This is a genomic window from Vibrio sp. K4, from assembly GCF_051122595.1.
GTDB lineage: Bacteria > Pseudomonadota > Gammaproteobacteria > Enterobacterales > Vibrionaceae > Vibrio > Vibrio owensii.
The window spans coordinates 2,701,236-2,721,390 of the sequence record NZ_CP178577.1; the positions used below are offsets into that span (position 1 = coordinate 2,701,236).

The 20,155-nt window shown below is 46.1% G+C and carries 20 protein-coding genes; 1 reads left to right on the forward strand and 19 read right to left on the reverse strand.

The window, feature by feature from the left end; translation table 11 throughout:
* Positions 1-23: 23 nt before the first annotated feature.
* Positions 24-1,487, reverse strand: a complete 1,464-nt coding sequence (gene guaB, locus ACLIIY_RS12100) for an IMP dehydrogenase (RefSeq protein WP_005447694.1) — start codon at positions 1,485-1,487, stop codon at positions 24-26.
* Positions 1,488-1,718: 231 nt separating this feature from the next.
* Between guaB and xseA the strand changes: the two genes are divergently transcribed.
* Positions 1,719-3,050: an exodeoxyribonuclease VII large subunit gene (xseA, locus tag ACLIIY_RS12105; protein WP_045397159.1), complete on the forward strand. Its 1,332-nt coding sequence runs from the start codon at positions 1,719-1,721 to the stop codon at positions 3,048-3,050.
* On the opposite strand, the gene ACLIIY_RS12110 is transcribed toward xseA, so the two are convergent.
* From ACLIIY_RS12110 to iscU, 18 genes are all read right to left on the reverse strand, one after another.
* Positions 3,043-3,267, reverse strand: coding sequence for a zinc ribbon domain-containing protein (locus tag ACLIIY_RS12110; protein WP_005424754.1), 225 nt, complete (start codon positions 3,265-3,267; stop codon positions 3,043-3,045). The genes xseA and ACLIIY_RS12110 overlap by 8 nt on opposite strands.
* Before the next feature lie 71 nt (positions 3,268-3,338).
* Positions 3,339-4,343, reverse strand: coding sequence for a GGDEF domain-containing protein (locus ACLIIY_RS12115; protein ID WP_039841889.1), 1,005 nt, complete (start codon positions 4,341-4,343; stop codon positions 3,339-3,341).
* A 294-nt stretch (positions 4,344-4,637) separates the two neighbouring features.
* Positions 4,638-5,507: an alanyl-tRNA editing protein gene (locus ACLIIY_RS12120; RefSeq protein ID WP_434527661.1), complete on the reverse strand. Its 870-nt coding sequence runs from the start codon at positions 5,505-5,507 to the stop codon at positions 4,638-4,640.
* A gap of 79 nt (positions 5,508-5,586) precedes the next feature.
* Positions 5,587-7,083, reverse strand: coding sequence for a ribosome biogenesis GTPase Der (der, locus tag ACLIIY_RS12125; protein ID WP_005440296.1), 1,497 nt, complete (start codon positions 7,081-7,083; stop codon positions 5,587-5,589).
* Positions 7,084-7,264: 181 nt separating this feature from the next.
* On the reverse strand, positions 7,265-8,425 hold the full coding sequence (gene bamB / locus ACLIIY_RS12130) for an outer membrane protein assembly factor BamB (protein WP_009705582.1): 1,161 nt from the start codon (positions 8,423-8,425) through the stop codon (positions 7,265-7,267).
* A gap of 12 nt (positions 8,426-8,437) precedes the next feature.
* Positions 8,438-9,052 (reverse strand): YfgM family protein, encoded by a 615-nt coding sequence (locus tag ACLIIY_RS12135; protein ID WP_005440307.1) that lies wholly within the window; start codon positions 9,050-9,052, stop codon positions 8,438-8,440.
* Positions 9,053-9,177: 125 nt separating this feature from the next.
* Complete coding sequence (gene hisS / locus ACLIIY_RS12140) at positions 9,178-10,446, reverse strand: histidine--tRNA ligase (RefSeq protein ID WP_434527662.1); 1,269 nt, start codon at positions 10,444-10,446, stop codon at positions 9,178-9,180.
* Positions 10,447-10,501: 55 nt separating this feature from the next.
* Complete coding sequence (gene ispG / locus ACLIIY_RS12145; RefSeq protein ID WP_005424674.1) at positions 10,502-11,620, reverse strand: flavodoxin-dependent (E)-4-hydroxy-3-methylbut-2-enyl-diphosphate synthase; 1,119 nt, start codon at positions 11,618-11,620, stop codon at positions 10,502-10,504.
* A gap of 5 nt (positions 11,621-11,625) precedes the next feature.
* Complete coding sequence (gene rodZ / locus ACLIIY_RS12150; protein WP_434527663.1) at positions 11,626-12,588, reverse strand: cytoskeleton protein RodZ; 963 nt, start codon at positions 12,586-12,588, stop codon at positions 11,626-11,628.
* 419 nt (positions 12,589-13,007) lie between these two features.
* Complete coding sequence (locus ACLIIY_RS12155) at positions 13,008-14,135, reverse strand: bifunctional tRNA (adenosine(37)-C2)-methyltransferase TrmG/ribosomal RNA large subunit methyltransferase RlmN (RefSeq protein ID WP_005440310.1); 1,128 nt, start codon at positions 14,133-14,135, stop codon at positions 13,008-13,010.
* 200 nt (positions 14,136-14,335) lie between these two features.
* A complete protein-coding gene (gene ndk / locus ACLIIY_RS12160) occupies positions 14,336-14,761 on the reverse strand; it encodes a nucleoside-diphosphate kinase (RefSeq protein WP_005532589.1) in 426 nt (141 codons plus the stop codon).
* A 100-nt stretch (positions 14,762-14,861) separates the two neighbouring features.
* Positions 14,862-16,160, reverse strand: a complete 1,299-nt coding sequence (gene pepB, locus ACLIIY_RS12165; protein WP_009705579.1) for an aminopeptidase PepB — start codon at positions 16,158-16,160, stop codon at positions 14,862-14,864.
* A gap of 171 nt (positions 16,161-16,331) precedes the next feature.
* The gene (iscX, locus tag ACLIIY_RS12170) at positions 16,332-16,526 is read right to left on the reverse strand and encodes a Fe-S cluster assembly protein IscX (RefSeq protein WP_009705578.1); all 195 of its coding nucleotides are present in this window, start codon (positions 16,524-16,526) and stop codon (positions 16,332-16,334) included.
* 44 nt (positions 16,527-16,570) lie between these two features.
* A complete protein-coding gene (gene fdx / locus ACLIIY_RS12175; RefSeq protein ID WP_005424889.1) occupies positions 16,571-16,909 on the reverse strand; it encodes an ISC system 2Fe-2S type ferredoxin in 339 nt (112 codons plus the stop codon).
* 13 nt (positions 16,910-16,922) lie between these two features.
* Positions 16,923-18,776 (reverse strand): Fe-S protein assembly chaperone HscA, encoded by a 1,854-nt coding sequence (hscA, locus tag ACLIIY_RS12180; protein WP_005440313.1) that lies wholly within the window; start codon positions 18,774-18,776, stop codon positions 16,923-16,925.
* A 21-nt stretch (positions 18,777-18,797) separates the two neighbouring features.
* Positions 18,798-19,313, reverse strand: a complete 516-nt coding sequence (gene hscB / locus ACLIIY_RS12185) for a co-chaperone HscB (protein ID WP_009705577.1) — start codon at positions 19,311-19,313, stop codon at positions 18,798-18,800.
* Between the two features lie 55 nt (positions 19,314-19,368).
* Positions 19,369-19,692: an iron-sulfur cluster assembly protein IscA gene (iscA, locus tag ACLIIY_RS12190; protein ID WP_005440317.1), complete on the reverse strand. Its 324-nt coding sequence runs from the start codon at positions 19,690-19,692 to the stop codon at positions 19,369-19,371.
* Between the two features lie 72 nt (positions 19,693-19,764).
* Positions 19,765-20,148: a Fe-S cluster assembly scaffold IscU gene (gene iscU, locus ACLIIY_RS12195; RefSeq protein ID WP_005424883.1), complete on the reverse strand. Its 384-nt coding sequence runs from the start codon at positions 20,146-20,148 to the stop codon at positions 19,765-19,767.
* Positions 20,149-20,155 lie beyond the last annotated feature (7 nt).

A 20,155-nucleotide genomic window follows, 5' to 3' on the forward strand; every position in this document is an offset into this window, starting at 1 on the left:
TTTTATTTTTACAACAGTAAAAATTAACCGCGACGGTAGTTTGGCGCTTCCTTAGTGATTTGAACGTCGTGTACGTGTGATTCAGCCATGCCCGCACCTGAGATACGAACAAATTCAGCTTTAGTACGCATATCTTCAATCGTTGCAGAGCCAGTAAGACCCATGCTTGAACGTAGACCGCCCATTTGTTGGTGTACGATTTCTTTTAGACGACCTTTGTATGCGATACGACCTTCGATACCTTCTGGTACTAGCTTGTCTGCTGCATTGTCAGACTGGAAGTAACGGTCAGATGAACCTTGAGACATCGCACCAAGAGAGCCCATGCCACGGTAAGACTTGTAAGAACGACCGTTGTAAAGAATCACTTCACCCGGTGCTTCTTCTGTACCTGCAAACATTGAGCCAACCATCACACAAGATGCGCCAGCCACGATTGCTTTACAGATGTCACCAGAGAAACGGATACCGCCGTCAGCGATAACTGGAATGCCGAATGAGTTCGCCACTTCTGCTGCGTCTGCGATTGCTGTTACTTGAGGAACACCAACACCCGTTACGATACGAGTTGTACAGATTGAACCAGGGCCGATACCCACTTTCACTGCGCTAACACCCGCTTCGATAAGGGCTTTAGCACCAGCACCTGTCGCAACGTTACCGCCTATGATGTCTAGATCTGGGTAAGCAGCGCGAGTTTCACGGATGCGGTTTAGTACACCTTCAGAGTGACCGTGTGAAGAGTCGATAAGTAGTACGTCAACGCCTGCTTCAACTAGAGCAGCAACACGCTCTTCGTTACCAGCGCCAGCACCAACGGCTGCGCCAACACGTAGACGACCGCGCTCATCTTTACATGCGTTTGGTTTACGTTCTGCTTTATGGAAGTCTTTCGCAGTGATCATACCGGTTAGTTGGAACTCATCGTTCACAACCAATACCTTCTCAACGCGTGCTTCGTGCATCTTCTCTTGCACTTCTTCACGTGTTGCACCTTCTTTTACTGCTGCAAGGTTTTCTTTTGCTGTCATTACTGAAGACACTTTCTTAGAAAGGTCAGTAACAAAGCGCACATCACGACCAGTGATAATGCCTACAAGCTCGTTGTTCTCTGTGATGACAGGGAAACCAGCGAAGCCGTGTTTTTCAGTCAGTGCAACCACGTCAGCGATAGTCGCTTCAGGGCTAACAGTTACTGGATCAGAAACGACACCAGCTTCAAACTTCTTAACTTTACGAACTTCAGCAGCTTGCTGCTCAATAGACATGTTTTTGTGGATAAAGCCAATGCCACCCTCTTGCGCTAGCGCGATAGCTAGACGAGCTTCAGTAACAGTGTCCATAGACGCTGAAATCATTGGGATGTTTAGGGTGATGTTCTTAGTCAACTGAGTGCGAAGATCAGCTGTGTTTGGGAGAACGGTGGAGTGAGCTGGCACGAGTAGTACGTCATCGAATGTCAGCGCTTCTTTGGCAATTCTTAGCATTTGCAATATCTCACAATTAGAGGAGTAAAAAGACAATCCAATCTCATCGTTTCGCATAATGAGGGTAACCAGTTTTAGGTTGTTGGCTACATTTGGATTAGATATTGCGGAGGGATTATACGGTTAACGCAATCGCTTGACCACAAATTTTTTAATTTTTTTCTTGCAATTACCCCCTTGATATGTATTATATTGCCGCTAATTTCCATACTCACGTCTACGGAATTAGCTGTGCTCTCCCAGACCAATCAAAACATCTTCACTGTTTCTCGTCTCAATGCCGAAGTGCGTCTGCTGCTCGAAAACGAAATGGGGATCGTCTGGCTTGTCGGAGAGATATCCAACTTCTCAGCTCCCGTCTCTGGTCACTGGTACCTCACTCTTAAAGATTCTCGCGCTCAAGTTAAATGTGCCATGTTCCGTGGTAACAATCGTCGCGTCACTTTCAAACCTGCTAACGGCAATCAAGTATTAGTTAAAGCACGTCTGTCTCTGTATGAGCCTCGTGGTGACTATCAATTGATCATTGAAAGCATGCAGCCAGAAGGTGATGGTCGTCTGCAACAAGAGTTTGAAGCACTTAAGATGAAACTGGCAGCAGAAGGTTTGTTTGCTCAAACCAATAAGCAGCCTTTACCTGAACACCCAAAACGCGTTGGTGTGATCACCTCAAAAACCGGTGCTGCACTGTACGACATCTTAGACGTATTGAAACGTCGTGATCCTTCCCTACCCGTGGTGGTTTACCCAACCATGGTGCAAGGTGAAGAAGCGGCCATTCAAATTGCGCAGGCAATCGGCCGTGCAAACAGTCGTGACGAATGTGATGTATTGATTGTTGGTCGTGGTGGCGGTTCGTTAGAAGACCTTTGGTGCTTTAACAACGAAATCCTTGCTCGCACTATTGCTGCAAGCCAAATTCCTATCATCAGTGCAGTTGGTCATGAGGTTGATGTGACAATTGCTGACTTTGTAGCGGACATGCGAGCGCCGACTCCATCAGCGGCGGCTGAATTGGTAAGCCGCGATAACAGCCACAAAGATCAAGCTTTGGTGACTCGCCAACATAAGCTAGCCAGTGCAATGCGTTACTACCTAGCGCAACAAAAACAGCAATCGGCTCAACTGATGCACCGCTTAGAGCGCCAGCATCCAAGCTATCAACTGCAGCGCCAGACGCAACAACTTGATGAGTTGGAGATGCGCCTACAACGCGCAATGCAACGATTCATCACAACTCGCCAACAAGCTGTTGAGCGTAAGCATCATCGCCTACAACTGAACTCACCAGTAAAACGCTTGGCTGAACAGAAGTCGAAGCTTGATCGAGTCGAGCAAAAATTGCTGGATGCGATGGACCGTAAGTTACTGACCATGCGCCATCAACTAGCAATCGCGGCAGAGAAGCTAGATACGGTAAGCCCACTGGCAACACTAAAACGTGGCTACTCGATCACTCAAACTGAGCAAGGCCAGGTTGTTACCCAAGCGAAAGATGTAAAAACGGGCGACGTTTTAGTCACCCGCTTATCTGATGGTGAGCTTCGCTCTACCGTTAACTGATTTTTTGAAACTCAAATCGAACTCGTGATTTCGATTTGAGTTCATTACAACTGTTGCAGAAATAGTTCGCCGCACCACAAGCTTGTAGCTTTTCTAGTTCAGCATCGCAATCTGGACAAAATCCCACTTTCTTATAATCCGACTCACATTGATTGCAGTGGTATTGACCTGTCCACTCCAGCTCAATATCGCATGTTGGGCAAATATTTGGTTGCATGGTTACCCCTAAAAACTTCTATTTACTGACTCACAGTCTAATCATACGGCAATCTTGTGCTTTGATCTTAATCACGCGCGTTTAGCACGCTTGTTTTGATACATCGCCACATCCGCTTTTTGAATAAGCTCTTGCAATACTGCACGCTCACTCATGGTACTCCAAGCGGCACCGATACTGGCTTTTACTTTGTATTCCTCTAACTGGCATACTTGGTTAAGCTCTTGAACTAGACGGGTTGTAAAGTTTTGGTATGTATCCAAATCATGAAAGCAGCTGAAACCCACAAACTCATCGCCACCATAACGCCCTATCACTGAACATGAACGGAACGCTTGCTTTAAATGCTCAGCCACCAGTACCAAAACTTGGTCTCCGGTCTCATGCCCAAAGCGATCATTGATGTACTTAAACTCATCGATATCAACGAAAAAGCACCCCACTACAGCACTTCGTGCACATTTGTGGTTGATCTTACGATCGACTTCGGTCAAAAGCGCACGGCGGTTGAAGCAGTGCGTCAGTGGATCTCGACTCGCATGAAAATGAAGTTGTTCTTCTAGGCGATACTTCTCTAAGGCTACCGCATATAAAGCGGCTAGCATTTCGAGCACTTCGAGTTCATAAGGATGAGGTTCAGAAGGTGTATTGCTGTAAATTGCAAATGTCCCAAGCACGTGACCATCCGAAGCAATAATAGGCACAGACCAGCATGCTCGGAGTTGGGCTTGTTGAGTCAGTTCAAGAAAAGCGGCCCAGTTAGCGTGATGATCAATATCACTAACGACCACGGTTTGCTTTAAGAATGCAGCAGCGCCACATGAGCCGATATCAGGTCCAATCGGGACGCCTTCAATCGCTTGATTATAGAAATCAGGTAAGTGTGGGGCAAACTCCAAATGCAGTGTGTTGGTATCGGGGTGCAATCGTAAAATGGAAGCTTGCCTCTTCCCAAATAGGTGTTCACTTAACTTGATAACCTCATGGTTGAGGCTGTCGCGTTCCATTCCCAGAGCAAGCTTACCTAAAAGACGATTGACTGCTCGGTGAGCATCTAACAGTCTATCTTTGTCCATTGTGGCGTATTCATATCGTTATTATGTTAATTAGCCTGAAATATAATAAATCTATTAATATGACACAGGTAACTAACTCACATTATGCGCACGCGACACTATAAAAGATCGAATGCTGATCTTCGGATATTTCCCTTTTGATCAGCGATCACCCCTTAAAAGAATATTTATATAACCACATACCGAAAGCATAAGTTACATATTCTGTCTCTCAATTTTAATCAGAACTAAAAACTACACTTTCGAACAAAAAACCACACAAACAGGATTTAATAAAAAGATCAGAATCCAAATTTAGCGTCTTACATCGGTGTGCATTTCAATTGTCTGTGGGTCTATTTCCACTAGTGTGACATGGATAGAACCGAAGTCACTCAAATGGCTCGCATGCGTTCCCCCACAAGGGATGACAGCGATTTCACCTTCGCCTAAATCACATTGCCAATAACGTGAATCCGTAAGGTGCTCCCCATGGCAATCGACAGTGATCGCAACGTCTCTTTTTAGCCAATCCCCCAACAGAACATTCACCTGTTGTTCGATGCTTTTTAGGTCAGACAGCATATCTGCACTGTTTAACCCTCTTTTGCGGAGTGTTTTGCCTAAACGGTAGGTATCCAAACATTTATCTGGGGTAACAAAACTGGTTTCTTGCGCATAGCTATTGAAATCGTAGTTACCATGCGGGTCTTTACGGTCAGCATCTTTACGCCAATAGTTCTGCGCCAGCACCTTATTGAGTGCAAGGTATGCAATATGCCCTGCGCTATGACCACGACTTAGAGAGAGTTGGTATTCTTTATCCACGTCCAGCAACGCAATATCACCAGCACCAAACGTATCGGTGAATGGCAAGACATGCACGACTACAAACGCCCACCCTTCCGTATCACGTTTTACCGGAATAGCTTGGCCAACATATAACTCTCCGCTTGCTAGCTCTACAGCACCCACTTGGCAATCAATCACATCAAAGCTCTTACCATTCACCGTCAGTGTGCCTTTATCTGCTGGGTGATCAGGCCAAATATGGCTAACGGGATGAAAAGGCGTGACATCAGTAACAACGTGGGTAGCTTCTGATGTAGATTGAACAAATTGTACGTGCGCCTCTAACTGCCAAGTTTGATGACAGAAACGCGTCTTGGTTGCTGTGATTGTCATGTGTTGATTACTTCTTATGAAAGCTTTGAATAAAAAAATACCCAAGTCAAAACTTGGGTATTCATAAAATCTTAGGCGATTACTTGTTGCGGTTCTTCACTGCAGACATCATACGTTTGCGCTTACGCTCTTGAGAAAGAGTCAGCTTGCCACCACGGTTTTCGTACGGGTTATCGCTGTTCTGGAAGTTAATACGGATTGGTGTACCCATGATTTCCAGAGACTTACGGAAGTAGTTCATCAAGTAACGTTTGTACGAATCAGGTAGATCACGAACCATGTTACCGTGAACAACCACGATTGGTGGGTTGTAACCACCCGCGTGTGCGTATTTAAGCTTAATACGACGGCCACGAACCATAGGCGGTTGGTGATCGTCTGTAGCCATCTTCATGATACGAGTAAGAACAGATGTACCTACACGTGTCGTTGCCGACTTGTACGCTTCTTGAATCGATTCGAACAAGTGACCAACGCCTGTACCGTGAAGCGCAGAGATAAAGTGAATACGTGCAAAATCAACGAAACCTAAACGGCGGTCGAGTTCTTTCTTCACGTTCTCTTTTACATCGTTATCCAGACCATCCCACTTGTTTACCGCTAGTACGATTGAGCGACCAGCGTTCAATGCGAAGCCAAGTAGGCTTAAATCTTGGTCAGAAATGTTTTCACGTGCGTCGATAACCAATAGAACCACGTTTGCGTCTTCTACGGCTTTCAGCGTTTTAACAACAGAGAATTTCTCTACTGTTTCATTGATACGACCACGACGACGAACACCCGCAGTATCGATGAGAACATACTCACGACCATCACGCTCCATTGGGATATAGATTGAGTCACGTGTTGTTCCTGGCATGTCGTATACCACAACGCGTTCTTCACCAAGGATACGGTTAGTCAGTGTTGATTTACCAACGTTTGGACGACCGATAATAGCCAGTTTGATTGGCTGGTCTTGCAAACGCTTGAACTCGGCTTCTGCGTCTTCTTCGGTATAATCTTCAACCGCTAGCTCTTCATCTTCGAATTCAGTCAGATCTTCAATCTCACCTTCTTCAGATTCACTTGCCAGTAGATCATCAAAGAATGGCGCTAGAGCGCGCTCAAGTAGCGCAGTTACACCACGACCGTGTGCTGCTGCGATCTGGTACATGTCGTCAACACCAAGTTGCCAGAAATCGGCACAAGCGGCGTCAGCATCAATACCATCAATCTTGTTTACCACCAGCATTGCTGGCTTTTCGATTTTGCGCAGGTGCGCTGCAATCGCTTCATCCGATGGCGTTAATCCAGCACGGCCATCAACAAGGAATAGCACAACATCAGCTTCATCAATCGCTGCTAACGATTGCTGTGCCATTTTTGTTTCTACGCCTTCTTCTGTGCCATCAATACCACCGGTATCAATAACGATAAATTCGTGTTCTTCACCAAGACGAGCTTGGCCATATTTACGGTCTCGCGTTAGGCCAGGGAAGTCCGCAACCAACGCGTCACGTGTGCGTGTCAATCGGTTAAATAGTGTAGATTTACCTACGTTCGGACGCCCTACTAGAGCAACAACAGGTACCATAACAACCTCTACAATAATCTTTCTTCTGTAGTTATAGGTAACGACTTGCTTGATGCCAAATCAAACCAGCTTTTTACCTATAACCACGTCAGGAATAACGGTTAATAAATAATAATTTCAAACAACAAAACGGCTCCTAACTGTTACCAGCCAGGAGCCGAATGTGAATTATATCACGATATTATTCGTTAATGGTTAGTTTCTTTACATCGCCATTGCGAGTAGTAATCACGTAACCATCAGACAACAACGTCGGACCAACAGCAAAGCCGCTGTCATCGACATATTGTTGTGCAACGAATTCGCCCGTTGAGCGATCGATCCAGTGTAGGTAACCCAATGTATCACCTACCACTAGGTAGTTATCGACGATAACTGGCGCTGTAAGCTGGCGGTATTCCAGCTTGCTGTTTTCCCACAACTCTGTACCGCTACGAGCATCGACAGCCACGACATGATCTTTCTCGGTGATCACGAAGATACGGCTGCCATCTGTCGCGATATCGTTCGCAGATGAGTAGTTACGCTTCCAGATTGGGTTTGCGCTGCGCAAATCGATAGCGATAAGCTGACCGTTATAACCCACGGTGAAAAGAGTGCCGCCCAGTACAATCGGTGAAGAGTCTACGTCGACAAGGCGATCAATTTCGGTCGCACCTTTTGGTGTACCTACCGGTTGTTGCCAAATCAATTGACCACGTTCAACAATCGCCGCCGCTAGTCGGCCATTTGCCGTACCCCAGAAAACACCACCACCAATCGCTGTCGGAGTGCTATCACCGCGCAACGTTAGGTTTGGAACTTCTGTGCTCAATGCCCAGCGCTGTTCACCTGATGCTTCATCCAGTGCAATCAACATACCGCGACTGGTGTTCACGATGATCATGCCTGAGTCAGCGACTGGTCTCGCCAGCACTTCACCACCGACTTCAATACGCCAGTTGATTTCACCTGTTTCTTGGTCAAGTGCAATCACTTCGCCATTTTCAGAGCCGATGTACAGGTTACCGTAAGCAGCAGTAATACCACCAGAAAGACGTGCAATCACATCTTCTTCTAGATCGGTTTGCCACTTTTGCTTGCCATCTTCTGGATCCAGCGCTTTCACTAGACCATCACGGCTTGCAACGAACAAGGTATCATTTGCTACAACAGGCGACAGTTTTGAGAAGTAATGACCTACACCATCACCAATCGATGCTGTCCATTTCGCACTTGGCGTAAACTCACTGTCTACCTGAGGTAGTGGAGCCATAACGATAGTATCTTCTTCGCTAGCACAACCAGCTAGAATTCCCACCGTCAATGCCCCTAATAAGGCTTTCTTAAAGACTCTTTTCATCCAATGCGGTCCTTATTTCGCCAGGTCGTCCAATTTCATTTGTAGCGTTGGGCTAGCATCTGCAGCTTGCTGAGCTTCAGTGTACGCCGCGTATGCTGCTTCTTTGTCACCTTGACGAAGAGCGATATCACCACGCTGCTCAGCAATACGACCAGTCCATGCTGCATCTGTCACTTTATCTAGTTCTGCGTTTGCTGCGTCAAAGTTGCCCATTTCAGCTTCAATGCGCGCAATACGGTAGCTAATAAGTGGAGATAGCGCGGCATCTTTGGTGTTGCTTTGAGCCCACTTCAGTTGCTCAAGTGCTGCTGAAAGATCTTTCGCATCCACTTGTACTTTTGCTAGCTGAAGTGCTGCAAGTACTGAGTACTCTTTAACTTCGTTTGAATCGATGAACGCTTGAATGTCCGCTTGTGCGTCTGCACCTTTGGTTTGAAGAGCGTTCATTACTGTTGTGTAGCTTTGAGAAGCTGCTTCACTCGCCTGAATCACAGAATCCTGGTAGTAACGCCAGCCAAATAGACCACCTAAACCAACAACCGCACCGATGATGACGGCTTTACCGTTTTCCTTCCACCAGTCTTTAATGGCTTCAACTTGTTGTTCTTCAGTATCGTAAAGTTCCACTTCCTGTCCTCTTAAAACATGTAAATGGCAGCAAGGCTGCCATTGTCCCTATTTCGTCGAAAGGCTCCTATCTTGGGAGCCTTGGTATTACGAATTAGGATTTAATCTTTAGCTTATTAAAAGACTTAAATCAGTGCTGCGATCTTCTCAGCAACTTCCGCTTGGTTGTAAGTCTCTTGCTCACCACCCACCAAGTCTTTTAGTACTACGGTGTTTTCTGCAACTTCATTTTCGCCCAGAACCAATGCTACTACAGCACCAACTTTATCTGCGCGCTTAAACTGTTTCTTGAAGTTACCGCCACCGAAGTGACTCATAACACGAACGCCTGGAATAGCTTCACGAAGCTGTTCTGCTAGCTTCATACCAACCATCATTGTGCCTTCGCCTGCTGTCACAACGTAAACATCTACACTGCGACGAACGTCTGTTAGCTCTAGTGTTTCTAGCATCAGAACAAGACGCTCTAGACCCATAGCAAAGCCAACTGCTGGTGTTGCACTACCACCCAATTGTTCTACAAGACCGTCGTAACGACCACCGCCACATACTGTGCCTTGAGCACCTAGGCTCTCAGTGATCCACTCAAATACCGTGCGGTTGTAGTAATCCAGACCACGAACTAGACGCTCGTTAACTGTGTATTCGATACCTGCAGCGTCTAAAAGTTCACATAGACCTGCGAAGTGTGCTTTAGATTCTTCACCTAAGTACTCAGAAAGACGAGGTGCATCACCTAAAATAGCCTGAACGTCAGGGGTCTTCGTATCCAGAACTCGCAGTGGGTTCGTGTGCATGCGACGCTTACAATCTTCGTCTAGCACATCGATATGTTGCTCAAGGAATGCAACCAGTGCCGTGCGGTAGTCTGCGCGATCTTCTTGAGAACCGATAGAGTTAAGCTCAAGACGAACATGTTCATTGATACCAAGCTCACGCCATAGACGTGCTGTCATCATGATAAGCTCAGCATCAACATCTGGACCATTTAGACCGAACACCTCAACACCACACTGGTGGAATTGACGGTAACGACCTTTCTGCGGACGCTCATGGCGGAACATAGGGCCCATGTACCATAGACGTTGTTCGTCACGGTTAATCAGGCTGTTTTGGATACATGCACGTACACAGCCCGCCGTACCTTCAGGACGAAGTGTTAGGCTGTCTCCGTTACGATCATCAAAGGTGTACATTTCTTTTGAAACGACATCTGTCTCTTCACCAACCGCGCGGCTGAATAGGTTTGTTTCTTCAACGATTGGCATGCGCACTTCGTTGTAGCCGTATGCGCTTACAGTACTTTTTACTGCGTTTTCAAGTTTCTGCCACAGCGGAGACTGAGTTGGAAGGCAGTCGTTCATGCCTCGGATTGCTTGGATTTTCTTTGCCACAATTATTACCGTCGCTTAGTAACCCGAGCACACTTAGCGTGCTCAAGCTATGAGATTAATCTTCTTGTTTGATATCGATGCGGTTAGCTTGGTCTAATACAGACGCTTTCGCACGGATTTTCGCTTCTAGCTGGTTCACTAGGTCATCGTTGTCGAAACGCTCTTTCTGACGTTTGCCGTCTTCGTAGAATGCGCTCTTCTTATTGCTGCCTGCTAGACCTAGGTGTGAAACCTCAGCTTCACCAGGGCCGTTTACAACACAGCCGATGATAGACACATCCATAGGTGTGATGATGTCTTCTAGGCGCTCTTCCAGTGCGTTTACTGTGTTAATCACGTCGAACTCCTGACGTGAACAGCTTGGACAAGCAATAAAGTTGATACCACGTGAGCGAATACGCAGAGACTTAAGAATATCAAAGCCAACTTTGATCTCTTCTACCGGATCTGCCGCCAACGAGATACGCAGCGTATCACCGATACCTTCAGCCAAAAGCATACCAAGACCAACCGATGATTTCACAGCACCCGCTCTTGCACCACCAGCTTCGGTGATACCTAGGTGTAGTGGCTGGTCAATCTGTTTTGCCAATAGACGGTATGAATCCACCGCTAGGAACACATCCGACGCTTTCACACTGACTTTGAACTGGTCAAAGTTAAGGCGATCTAGATGATCCACATGACGCATCGCCGACTCTACCAATGCCTCTGGCGTTGGCTCACCGTATTTCATCTGCAGATCTTTTTCCAAAGAACCGCCGTTAACACCAATACGGATTGGGATGTTTTTGTCACGGGCACAATCAACAACCGAGCGAATGCGCTCTTCGTTACCGATATTGCCTGGGTTAATGCGCAAACAGTCGACACCGTACTCTGCCACTTTCAAGGCAATACGGTAGTCAAAGTGAATGTCCGCCACTAGGGGAACAGACACTTGCTGTTTGATGAGCTTAAAGGCTTCCGCAGCATCCATGGTAGGGACAGAAACACGTACAATGTCTGCACCCACTTTTTCTAATGCTCGGATTTGTGCGACTGTGGCTTCCACATCAGTCGTGCGAGTGTTTGTCATTGACTGTACAGCAATTGGTGCACCATCACCAATTGGCACATCACCCACATAAATACGCGTCGATTTACGACGAATAATTGGAGATTCGTGTTGCATAATATTTATAACGGTAAAGTGAATCTAGCTACTTTGCCTGAAGTATACCCAGAAAGGTCGACAGGTTCACTTGCAAATGTCATTGTTACGCCTTCAGGTGCGCCTAATATCACTTTAAAAGGTGCTTTTCCGGCAAGTTCTACGTCTTGACCCGGTTTACGAGTACCGCTAACCAAAGTTTTGCCGTTTGCATCTTTTACTTGAATCCAACAGTCTGCTTTGAACTTCATCGTTAGCAGCGTCATACCTTCTGGTACAACTGGAGCCGCAGGCTCTTCTGTTTCTTGTGCATCCTCAATCACCGCTACCGGTTCTTGAGCCGCTTCCTCAGTCACTTCTTCTGTCGCGGCAGCAACAGGCTCAGTTACATCACCTGCAGCGCTCATTGCCGTATCCGCTTGAGAAACCACAGCTGACGCAGCCGATACAGGTGCAATCTCTGCAGGCGTGCTTGCGATAAGTTCGTCTGCGCTCATCTGATCGATGTCTGCGTCATCAGCAACTTGTTCTGTTTCTGCGGTCTCTGCACTTAACTGAGCAAGACTGTTCTCTTGTTGGTTTTGCCACCACCACGCACCAGAAATACCAGTGATAACGATCGCAATCGCCCAAGTTAGCAGCATAATGCGGCTGTTATGTTTCTCGTGTTTAGTTTTACGAGAGAAGCTCTGCATCTCTGTTTCTTGTGGCTTAACATGCACTTCCGATGTTTGCTCTAAAGCTGCCAAAACAATCTTTTCATCGAGACCAACGAGTTTTGCATATGAACGCAAATAGCCACGAGTGAACGTGGTGACTTGTTGTTCCTCAAATCGATTGTTTTCAATATCTTCAATAACAGAAACGCGAAGTCTAAGACGATCAGCAACGTGCTTCTGAGTCATGCCTAGAGATTCGCGTTTGTTTTTTAGCAACGTGCCTGCTTCCATCGAAAGCGGCACTTCATTGGTTTTTTCGTGTTCTGTCATAATGGCGGTATTTAATCTGTTTGGTGGCTAACACGGTTATTTATTTTCGTTTTTGTTCTAATCAAGCCTAACTTAAAGATAGCTAGCCTAAACGTGTTAACCAAAATAATCTTTTAGAAATTCTCAGTGTACAAAGTAAGAATGCTCGTTTTGCAATGGTTCAGCAAAGCGTATTGGAAAAAATACTGAGAATTGTCAGTGTCGTAGTTATATTTCACTTCCCATGATAAGCGAATGTTTAACGAAGACAAAAACTCTTTGCTCTCAAATTAACAGATAGCTCAAGCTTTTGTCCAAAAATTGACACAACAAAACGAAATTAGCGCCAATAAGTCTGTAACCATCGGATTACAATTCGCACGTGACAAACAAAATAGCCAGAGCATAAGGCTCTGGCTATTTTTTCTATTCGCTGTGAATTACACCGCTTTCACGTCAATGGTTTCTGCACCACGTGCCGCTTTTAACGCAGCTGTACGTTTGGTTCGGTCAATAACATCACCGACTAACTGACCACAAGCTGCATCAATATCATCACCACGTGTTTTACGAACCGTTACGGTGTGGTCATATTGCATCAATGTTTTTTGGAAACGATCAATACGTGAGTTGCTTGGTTTCTTGTAAGGAGAACCTGGGTACGGGTTAAACGGAATCAGGTTGATCTTACATGGCGTTTCTTTCATTAGCTCCGCAAGTTCACGTGCGTGGTCCATGTCATCGTTCACATGATCAAGCAGAACGTACTCAACCGTTACTTTACCGCGGTTCGCATTTGAAGACGCAATGTAGCGGCGTACAGATGCTAGGAAATCTTGGATATCCCAACGGTCGTTGATTGGCATGATTTCGCTACGTAGCTTATCGTTTGGCGCATGTAGAGAGATCGCTAATGCGACATCAATCTTACCTGTCATCTGATCAAGACCAGAAACCACACCTGAAGTTGATACAGTAACGCGACGCTTAGAAAGACCGAAACCAAGATCATCAAGCATGATTTCAAGCGCAGGAATAAGGTTCTTCATGTTAAGAAGTGGCTCACCCATACCCATCATCACGACGTTAGTGATTGGACGACGACCGGTTTCTTTTTGCAAACCGATTTCACGTGCAGCACGCCATACCTGACCGATGATTTCAGATACTTTTAGGTTACGGTTGAAGCCTTGTTGAGCAGTTGAGCAGAACTTACATTCCAATGCACAACCTACCTGAGAAGACACACACAATGTCGCGCGATCATCTTCAGGGATGTATACCGTTTCTACGTCTTGATCGCCCACTTTCATCGCCCACTTAATCGTGCCGTCTGAAGAGTGTTGCGCTTCTGCTACCGTCGGTGCTTTGATTTCACACTTGTGTTGCAGTTTTTCACGTAGCTTCTTGTTGATGTTCGTCATATTGTCGAAGTCATCAACACCGAAATGGTAGATCCACTTCATAACCTGATCCGCACGGAACGCTTTTTCGCCTAGCTCTTCCGCGAAAAATTGACGCATGCCTTTGCGATCAAAGTCGAGTAGATTGATTTTTTCAGTGGTCATGTTGCCTCTCAATGACTGAAACAAGAATAAGGGCGCGAATTGTACAGCCTTTATGCAGTCACAACAAGGGGTCTAAAACCTTGAGTTTGCTAAGGCATTAAAATCTTAATGATTAAATTTTAGCCAACAATTTATCGCCCTTTCCCACTGGCAAGCAGATAATAAAAAGCCCGAGGCTTAAAAATCAAATTAATACAAGATTAGCGAGGGCAAATCTCTGACTCTGGGAAAAAGAACTCGATTTCACGAGCTGCTGATTCTGGGCTGTCTGAACCATGAACAGAGTTATGACGCATGCTCAGTGCGTAATCCGCACGGATTGTACCGCATGCCGCTTCTTCTGGGTTTGTTTTGCCCATTAGCTCACGGTAACGAGCGATGGCATCTTCACCTTCAAGAACCTGAACCATGATAGGACCAGATGTCATGAACTCTTTTAGTGCAGGGAAAAAAGGTTTGCCTTCATGTTCTGCGTAAAAACCGCTCGCCTGTTCTTCTGTCAGATGAACCATTTTTGCAGCAACGATACGTAGACCTGCTTTCTCAATGCGGTGGTAAATTTCACCAATCAGATTGCGTTCTACAGCGTCAGGCTTAACAATTGAAAACGTTCTTTCTAGAGCCATAAGGTTTCCTTTTTGTACTTGTAATAATAGTTTTATATGAGTGACTTGCGTCTCTCTTAGTTATACCAGTACAGACAGGGTGTCTGCACTGGTAAAAGTCTTATTTTGCGGCTTGTTCGTTCAGGAAACGAGCAAGTGTGCGAACACCCATGCCTGTCGCACCTGCCGCCCACTTATCAGACGCTGACTTACGGTACGTACCTGCGCAATCGAAGTGCAACCAACCTTTCTTGTAGTCTTCAACGAAGTAAGATAAGAATGCCGCAGCTGTACTTGCGCCTGGCGAGTAATCACCAGAGCTGATGTTAGATAGGTCAGCAAAGTTTGATGGCAGCATACCACGGTGGAAATCAGCTAGAGGCAGTGGCCATAGACCTTCTTTCTCTTGATTCGCCGCCGTTAGCGCTTGATGTGAAAGCTCATCATCAAAGCTCATTAGTGCATGGTAGTCGTTACCTAGTGCATTCTTCGCTGCGCCCGTTAGGGTTGCACAGTCAATGATAAGCTCAGGGTTTTGCTCACTTGCGTAAATAAGACCATCAGCAAGAACCAAACGACCTTCTGCGTCGGTGTTCATGATCTCAACGGTCTTACCGTTTTTGTAAGTGATGATGTCGCCAAGTTTAAGTGCACGACCAGAAACCATGTTCTCCGCACAACAAAGGATCAGCTTCACGCGCTTATTAAGACCGCGAAGAATAGCTAGACCAAGGCCGCCAGTAATCGTACCTGAACCGCCCATGTCCGCTTTCATTGCTGTCATGAAGTTTGATGGCTTAAGGCTGTAACCGCCTGAATCAAAGGTAATGCCTTTACCAACAAGACACGCAAATACTGGCGCGTTTTCATCACCTGTTGGGTTGTAATCAAGTTGCAGCATCGCTGACGTGCGCTCAGAGCCACGACCTACTGCGTAAATGCCTTCCCAACCTTCTGAAAGCAGATCTTTATCTTTAACGATACGAGCCGTTACTGTGCCTTGTGGTGCGATTGATTTGATGAATTCAGCCGCCATGGTTGCCAATTGACGTGGCGCCACTTCTTCAGCTGTTTTGTTGATGATATCGCGAGTAAAGTCCGTAGAGGTGATACGAGCGTGCAGCTCTGCTTGGTCTTGCTCAGAAAGCTCAACCCACTCTAGCGTGCCGTGTTTTTTCGGGTTGCGGTAACCTTGGTGGAATGCCCAAACGCTCTCCAAATCCCAGTTATCACCAGCAAGTAAAATTGAACGAATTCCTTGGCCATCGAGTTGACGCGCTGCACGTTGAATCGCACCAAGATCGTGACCTTCACCTAGGTGAATGGTTGTGCCATTCTCAGCGAAAGAAAGCAGTGCTTTGTCGCCCCAATGTGGTGCCGCTGGTTCTTGGCTTAGAAATACAGACATCTGTGTAGACATGGTTTCTCCTTGTCTTATAACGGCGTTGCCTACGCCTCTTCTTTTTTGATAACTAACGGATGTTAGCATTATGTAGGGTAAAAATGTCAACTTGATAAAAAAACGGACCTTAAGGTCCGCTTTTTTTAGTGAGAATTGTTAACTCTGCTGCGTTTACCGCCGAATCGAGCATTAATCCGCTTCGTCCATCCAACACAGGATGACCGCCTCAAGAATCTTTTCATTAGAACGGTTTGGCTCATCGTCAAACTCATCTAATTCCATGATCCATTGGTGAAGATCGGTAAAACGCACGGTTTTAGGATCGACATCTGGAAACTTGTCACAAAGCTCAATCGCGATGTCGCGAGAATCTGTCCATTTCATTGCTCATCTTCCTTATGCTTCGCCCCTATATTGGGGAGATAGTATTAATGATCTTCTGACGCGTGGTTTAGTGTGTATTTTGGAATCTCTACAACCAAATCTTCGTCTGCAACTTTAGCCTGACAACCAAGTCGAGACTCAGGCTCTAGACCCCATGCTTTATCAAGCATGTCATCTTCTAGCTCTTCACTCTCTTCTAACGAGTCAAAACCTTCACGAATGATCACGTGGCAAGTTGTACATGCACATGACTTTTCACATGCATGTTCAATACCGATACCGTTTTTTAGTGCAACATCTAGAACAGTGTCACCAGTGTTTGCTTCCAACACTGCACCTTCTGGGCACAAATCTTCGTGCGGTAATACAATAATCTTAGGCATAACTACTTATCTCTTATATATCATTAACTGACTGACCTGACAGTGCAGCTCGAATTGATTTATCCATACGGCGCGACGCAAAATCTTGGCTTGCTTTGTCGGTATCTTTAATGCCCTGCTCGATGGCATCGGCATCTTCGCCATTACGCAGTTCAATCAGCGCTTCAATTACTTTGATTAAATCTTGCTTTTCTTGCTCAGACAGCAGTTCATCGCCATCCGCTTGCATTGCTGCGATCAAACCTTCAATTACACGATCCGCTTCTACACGCTGCTCAGCTAAAGCGCGAGCTTGCATGTCTTCTTTCGCGTAAGTCATCGAATCACGCAGCATATTTGCTACTTCATCATCACTTAGGCCGTAAGATGGCTTCACTTGAATCTCAGATTGAACACCAGTGCTTTTTTCCATTGCTGTAACAGACAATAGACCATCGGCATCCACTTGGTACGTCACACGAATGTGCGCAGCACCCGCAGCCATAGGAGGAATGCCTTTTAATGAGAAGCGAGCCAGTGAACGACAGTCTTCAACCATTTCACGCTCACCTTGTACGGTGTGTACACTCATCGCTGTTTGACCATCTTTGAACGTCGTAAATTCTTGTGCACGAGCCACTGGGATCGTGGTGTTACGAGGAATAATCTTCTCAACCAAGCCGCCCATGGTTTCGATGCCAAGAGACAGTGGAATTACGTCAAGAAGCAGCATTTCCGAGTCAGGTTTGTTACCCGCTAGGATATCTGCTTGAATACCCGCACCGATTGCAACAACTTCATCTGGGTTAATGCTTGTCAGTGGTGTACGGCCGAAGAATTCGCCTACCATTTCACGTACAAGCAATGTGCGTGTTGAACCGCCAACCATGACCGCTTCAAGTACATCTTCCGCATCTACATCCGCATCTTTCAGCGCACGGCGGCAAGACATTAGAGTTTTCTTCACTAGCGGACGAATCAAATCTTCGAACTGCTCGCGAGTCACTGAACCTTTCCAGCCAAATACATCCACATCAACGCTGTCTTGCTCAGAGAAAGCAATCTTAGTCGCCGTTGCAATGTTCAATAATGCGCGGTTTTTCTCAGCAGAAAGCGGCGCTTCTAGTCCCGCTTGCTCCATCAGGTAATCCGCTAGTAGGTGGTCAAAATCATCACCGCCTAGTGCAGAGTCGCCACCGGTTGCTAATACTTCAAATACGCCTTTTGATAAACGTAGGATAGAGATATCGAATGTACCGCCACCTAGATCGTAAACCGCAATCACGCCCTCTTGACCAGAGTCTAGCCCGTAAGCGATCGCTGCAGCTGTCGGTTCGTTAAGCAGACGCAGCACATGAAGACCTGCCAATTTCGCTGCATCTTTTGTACCAGCGCGTTGAGCGTCATCAAAGTAAGCAGGAACAGTAATAACCACGCCAGCTAACTCACCACCTAGCGTATCTTCAGCACGTTTACCTAACGCTTTAAGAATGTCGGCAGACACTTCAATCGGGTTTTTGTCACCTTGAGCGGTTTGCAGAATTGGCAGACCGTTGTCGCTTTCTTTAAATTGGTAAGGCAAAGATGGGTAGCGAGCTTGAATGTCTTTCAATGAACGGCCGATCAGACGTTTTACCGAGATGATGGTGTTTGCTGGTTCTAGCTCTGCTTTTGCTTTGGCATCGTAACCTACTGACGCAGAATCTTGCGTGTAGTTCACTACTGACGGCAAAATGCTACGGCCTTGCTCGTCTTTCAACGTGGTCGCGTCGCCACTGCGTACAGAAGCAACCAAAGAGTTGGTGGTACCTAAGTCGATACCCGCTGCTAGCTTATGCTCATGAGGTGCCGAGCTTTGGCCCGGTTCTGCGATTTGAAGTAGTGCCATGATGGGTCCTTGTCGCGCTAACTAGCCGAGGAGCTTGTCTTCAACCAGTTCAATTTCGTTTTTTAGCTTGGCAATGAATTTAAGTTTACGAACTCGGTCAGCGGCTTCAGCCCAAAGACCTTGGTCAAGTTCTTGCTCTACACTCGCCAAATGCTGTTTGTACATTTTGCTGACCTTAGAGTCGAAGTCAAAAAGCGCTGATTCAGGATCAGAGCTGCCAGCAATGTCTTCCAGTTCTTCACGCAGTTCCATTTGCTCCATTAGGAACATTGGGTCTTGCATGGTTTGTTGCTCACCACGAATTTCTGTGCCGTTTTCTGCGAGAATATATTCAGCGCGAGAGATAGGATGCTTAAGCACTTGATATGCATCGTTGATTTGCGCTGCTTTTTGAACAGCCATCAAACGGTCACGCTCTGAGGCAGTAGCAAAGTTATCTGGGTGGAAGCGTTTTTGTAGTTCTCGGAACTGAGAAGAAAGAAGGCTACCATCCAGCTGAAACTGACTTGGTAGCCCAAATAATTCAAAGTGATTCATTAAGATCGGGTCCTAGTAAAGCCTTCTGGACTCGTTTGCCCAGAAGGACAGTCAATTAGACGTTGAAGCTTTCACCACAACCACATTCACTTTTTGCGTTAGGGTTGTTGAATTCAAAACCTTCATTCAACCCTTCCTTAACGTAATCCAACTCAGTACCGTCTAGGTATACCAAGCTTTTCTTATCAATGATGATTTTCACTTCAGACAGTTCAAAAACTTCATCTTCTTCGTTTAGATCATCCACAAACTCAAGAACGTAAGCCATGCCGGAACAGCCTGTCGTCTTCACTCCAAGACGCAAACCGATACCTTTGCCTCGGTTATCTAGGAATGCTTTTACGCGACTCGCCGCTGATTCTGTCATTGTGATGGCCATACTGCACCTTAGTCTGTCTAAATTACGTTTTGGAATGGGAGCGTTTAAGGGCTCCCATTATATACGGAATAATTATTCCTGGTGTTTTTTCTTGTAGTCAGCAACCGCTGCTTTGATTGCGTCTTCCGCTAGGATTGAGCAGTGTACTTTCACTGGTGGAAGCTCTAGCTCTTCTGCAATCTCAGAGTTTTTGATAGATGCCGCTTCGTCAATAGACTTGCCTTTTACCCACTCAGTCACTAGTGAGCTTGAAGCGATTGCACTACCACAACCGTATGTTTTGAATTTCGCGTCTTCAATGATGCCTTCTGGCGTCACTTTGATTTGAAGCTTCATTACGTCACCACAAGCTGGCGCGCCAACCATGCCGCTGCCTACTGATGGATCTTCTTTATCGAACGAACCAACGTTACGTGGGTTCTCGTAGTGATCAATTACTTTTTCGCTGTATGCCATGATAAAT

What these genes read in the sequence shown, in the direction of transcription:
- guaB (WP_005447694.1), bottom strand. Translation starts at nt 1,487, where the DNA reads ATGCTAAGAATTGCCAAAGAAGCGCTGACATTCGATGACGTACTACTC.
- ACLIIY_RS12110 (WP_005424754.1), bottom strand. Translation starts at nt 3,267, where the DNA reads ATGCAACCAAATATTTGCCCAACATGCGATATTGAGCTGGAGTGGACA.
- ACLIIY_RS12115 (WP_039841889.1), bottom strand. Translation starts at nt 4,343, where the DNA reads ATGGACAAAGATAGACTGTTAGATGCTCACCGAGCAGTCAATCGTCTT.
- ACLIIY_RS12120 (WP_434527661.1), bottom strand. Translation starts at nt 5,507, where the DNA reads ATGACAATCACAGCAACCAAGACGCGTTTCTGTCATCAAACTTGGCAG.
- der (WP_005440296.1), bottom strand. Translation starts at nt 7,083, where the DNA reads ATGGTACCTGTTGTTGCTCTAGTAGGGCGTCCGAACGTAGGTAAATCT.
- bamB (WP_009705582.1), bottom strand. Translation starts at nt 8,425, where the DNA reads ATGAAAAGAGTCTTTAAGAAAGCCTTATTAGGGGCATTGACGGTGGGA.
- ispG (WP_005424674.1), bottom strand. Translation starts at nt 11,620, where the DNA reads ATGCAACACGAATCTCCAATTATTCGTCGTAAATCGACGCGTATTTAT.
- rodZ (WP_434527663.1), bottom strand. Translation starts at nt 12,588, where the DNA reads ATGACAGAACACGAAAAAACCAATGAAGTGCCGCTTTCGATGGAAGCA.
- ACLIIY_RS12155 (WP_005440310.1), bottom strand. Translation starts at nt 14,135, where the DNA reads ATGACCACTGAAAAAATCAATCTACTCGACTTTGATCGCAAAGGCATG.
- ndk (WP_005532589.1), bottom strand. Translation starts at nt 14,761, where the DNA reads ATGGCTCTAGAAAGAACGTTTTCAATTGTTAAGCCTGACGCTGTAGAA.
- pepB (WP_009705579.1), bottom strand. Translation starts at nt 16,160, where the DNA reads ATGTCTACACAGATGTCTGTATTTCTAAGCCAAGAACCAGCGGCACCA.
- iscX (WP_009705578.1), bottom strand. Translation starts at nt 16,526, where the DNA reads ATGAAATGGACAGATTCTCGCGACATCGCGATTGAGCTTTGTGACAAG.
- fdx (WP_005424889.1), bottom strand. Translation starts at nt 16,909, where the DNA reads ATGCCTAAGATTATTGTATTACCGCACGAAGATTTGTGCCCAGAAGGT.
- hscA (WP_005440313.1), bottom strand. Translation starts at nt 18,776, where the DNA reads ATGGCACTACTTCAAATCGCAGAACCGGGCCAAAGCTCGGCACCTCAT.
- hscB (WP_009705577.1), bottom strand. Translation starts at nt 19,313, where the DNA reads ATGAATCACTTTGAATTATTTGGGCTACCAAGTCAGTTTCAGCTGGAT.
- iscA (WP_005440317.1), bottom strand. Translation starts at nt 19,692, where the DNA reads ATGGCCATCACAATGACAGAATCAGCGGCGAGTCGCGTAAAAGCATTC.
- iscU (WP_005424883.1), bottom strand. Translation starts at nt 20,148, where the DNA reads ATGGCATACAGCGAAAAAGTAATTGATCACTACGAGAACCCACGTAAC.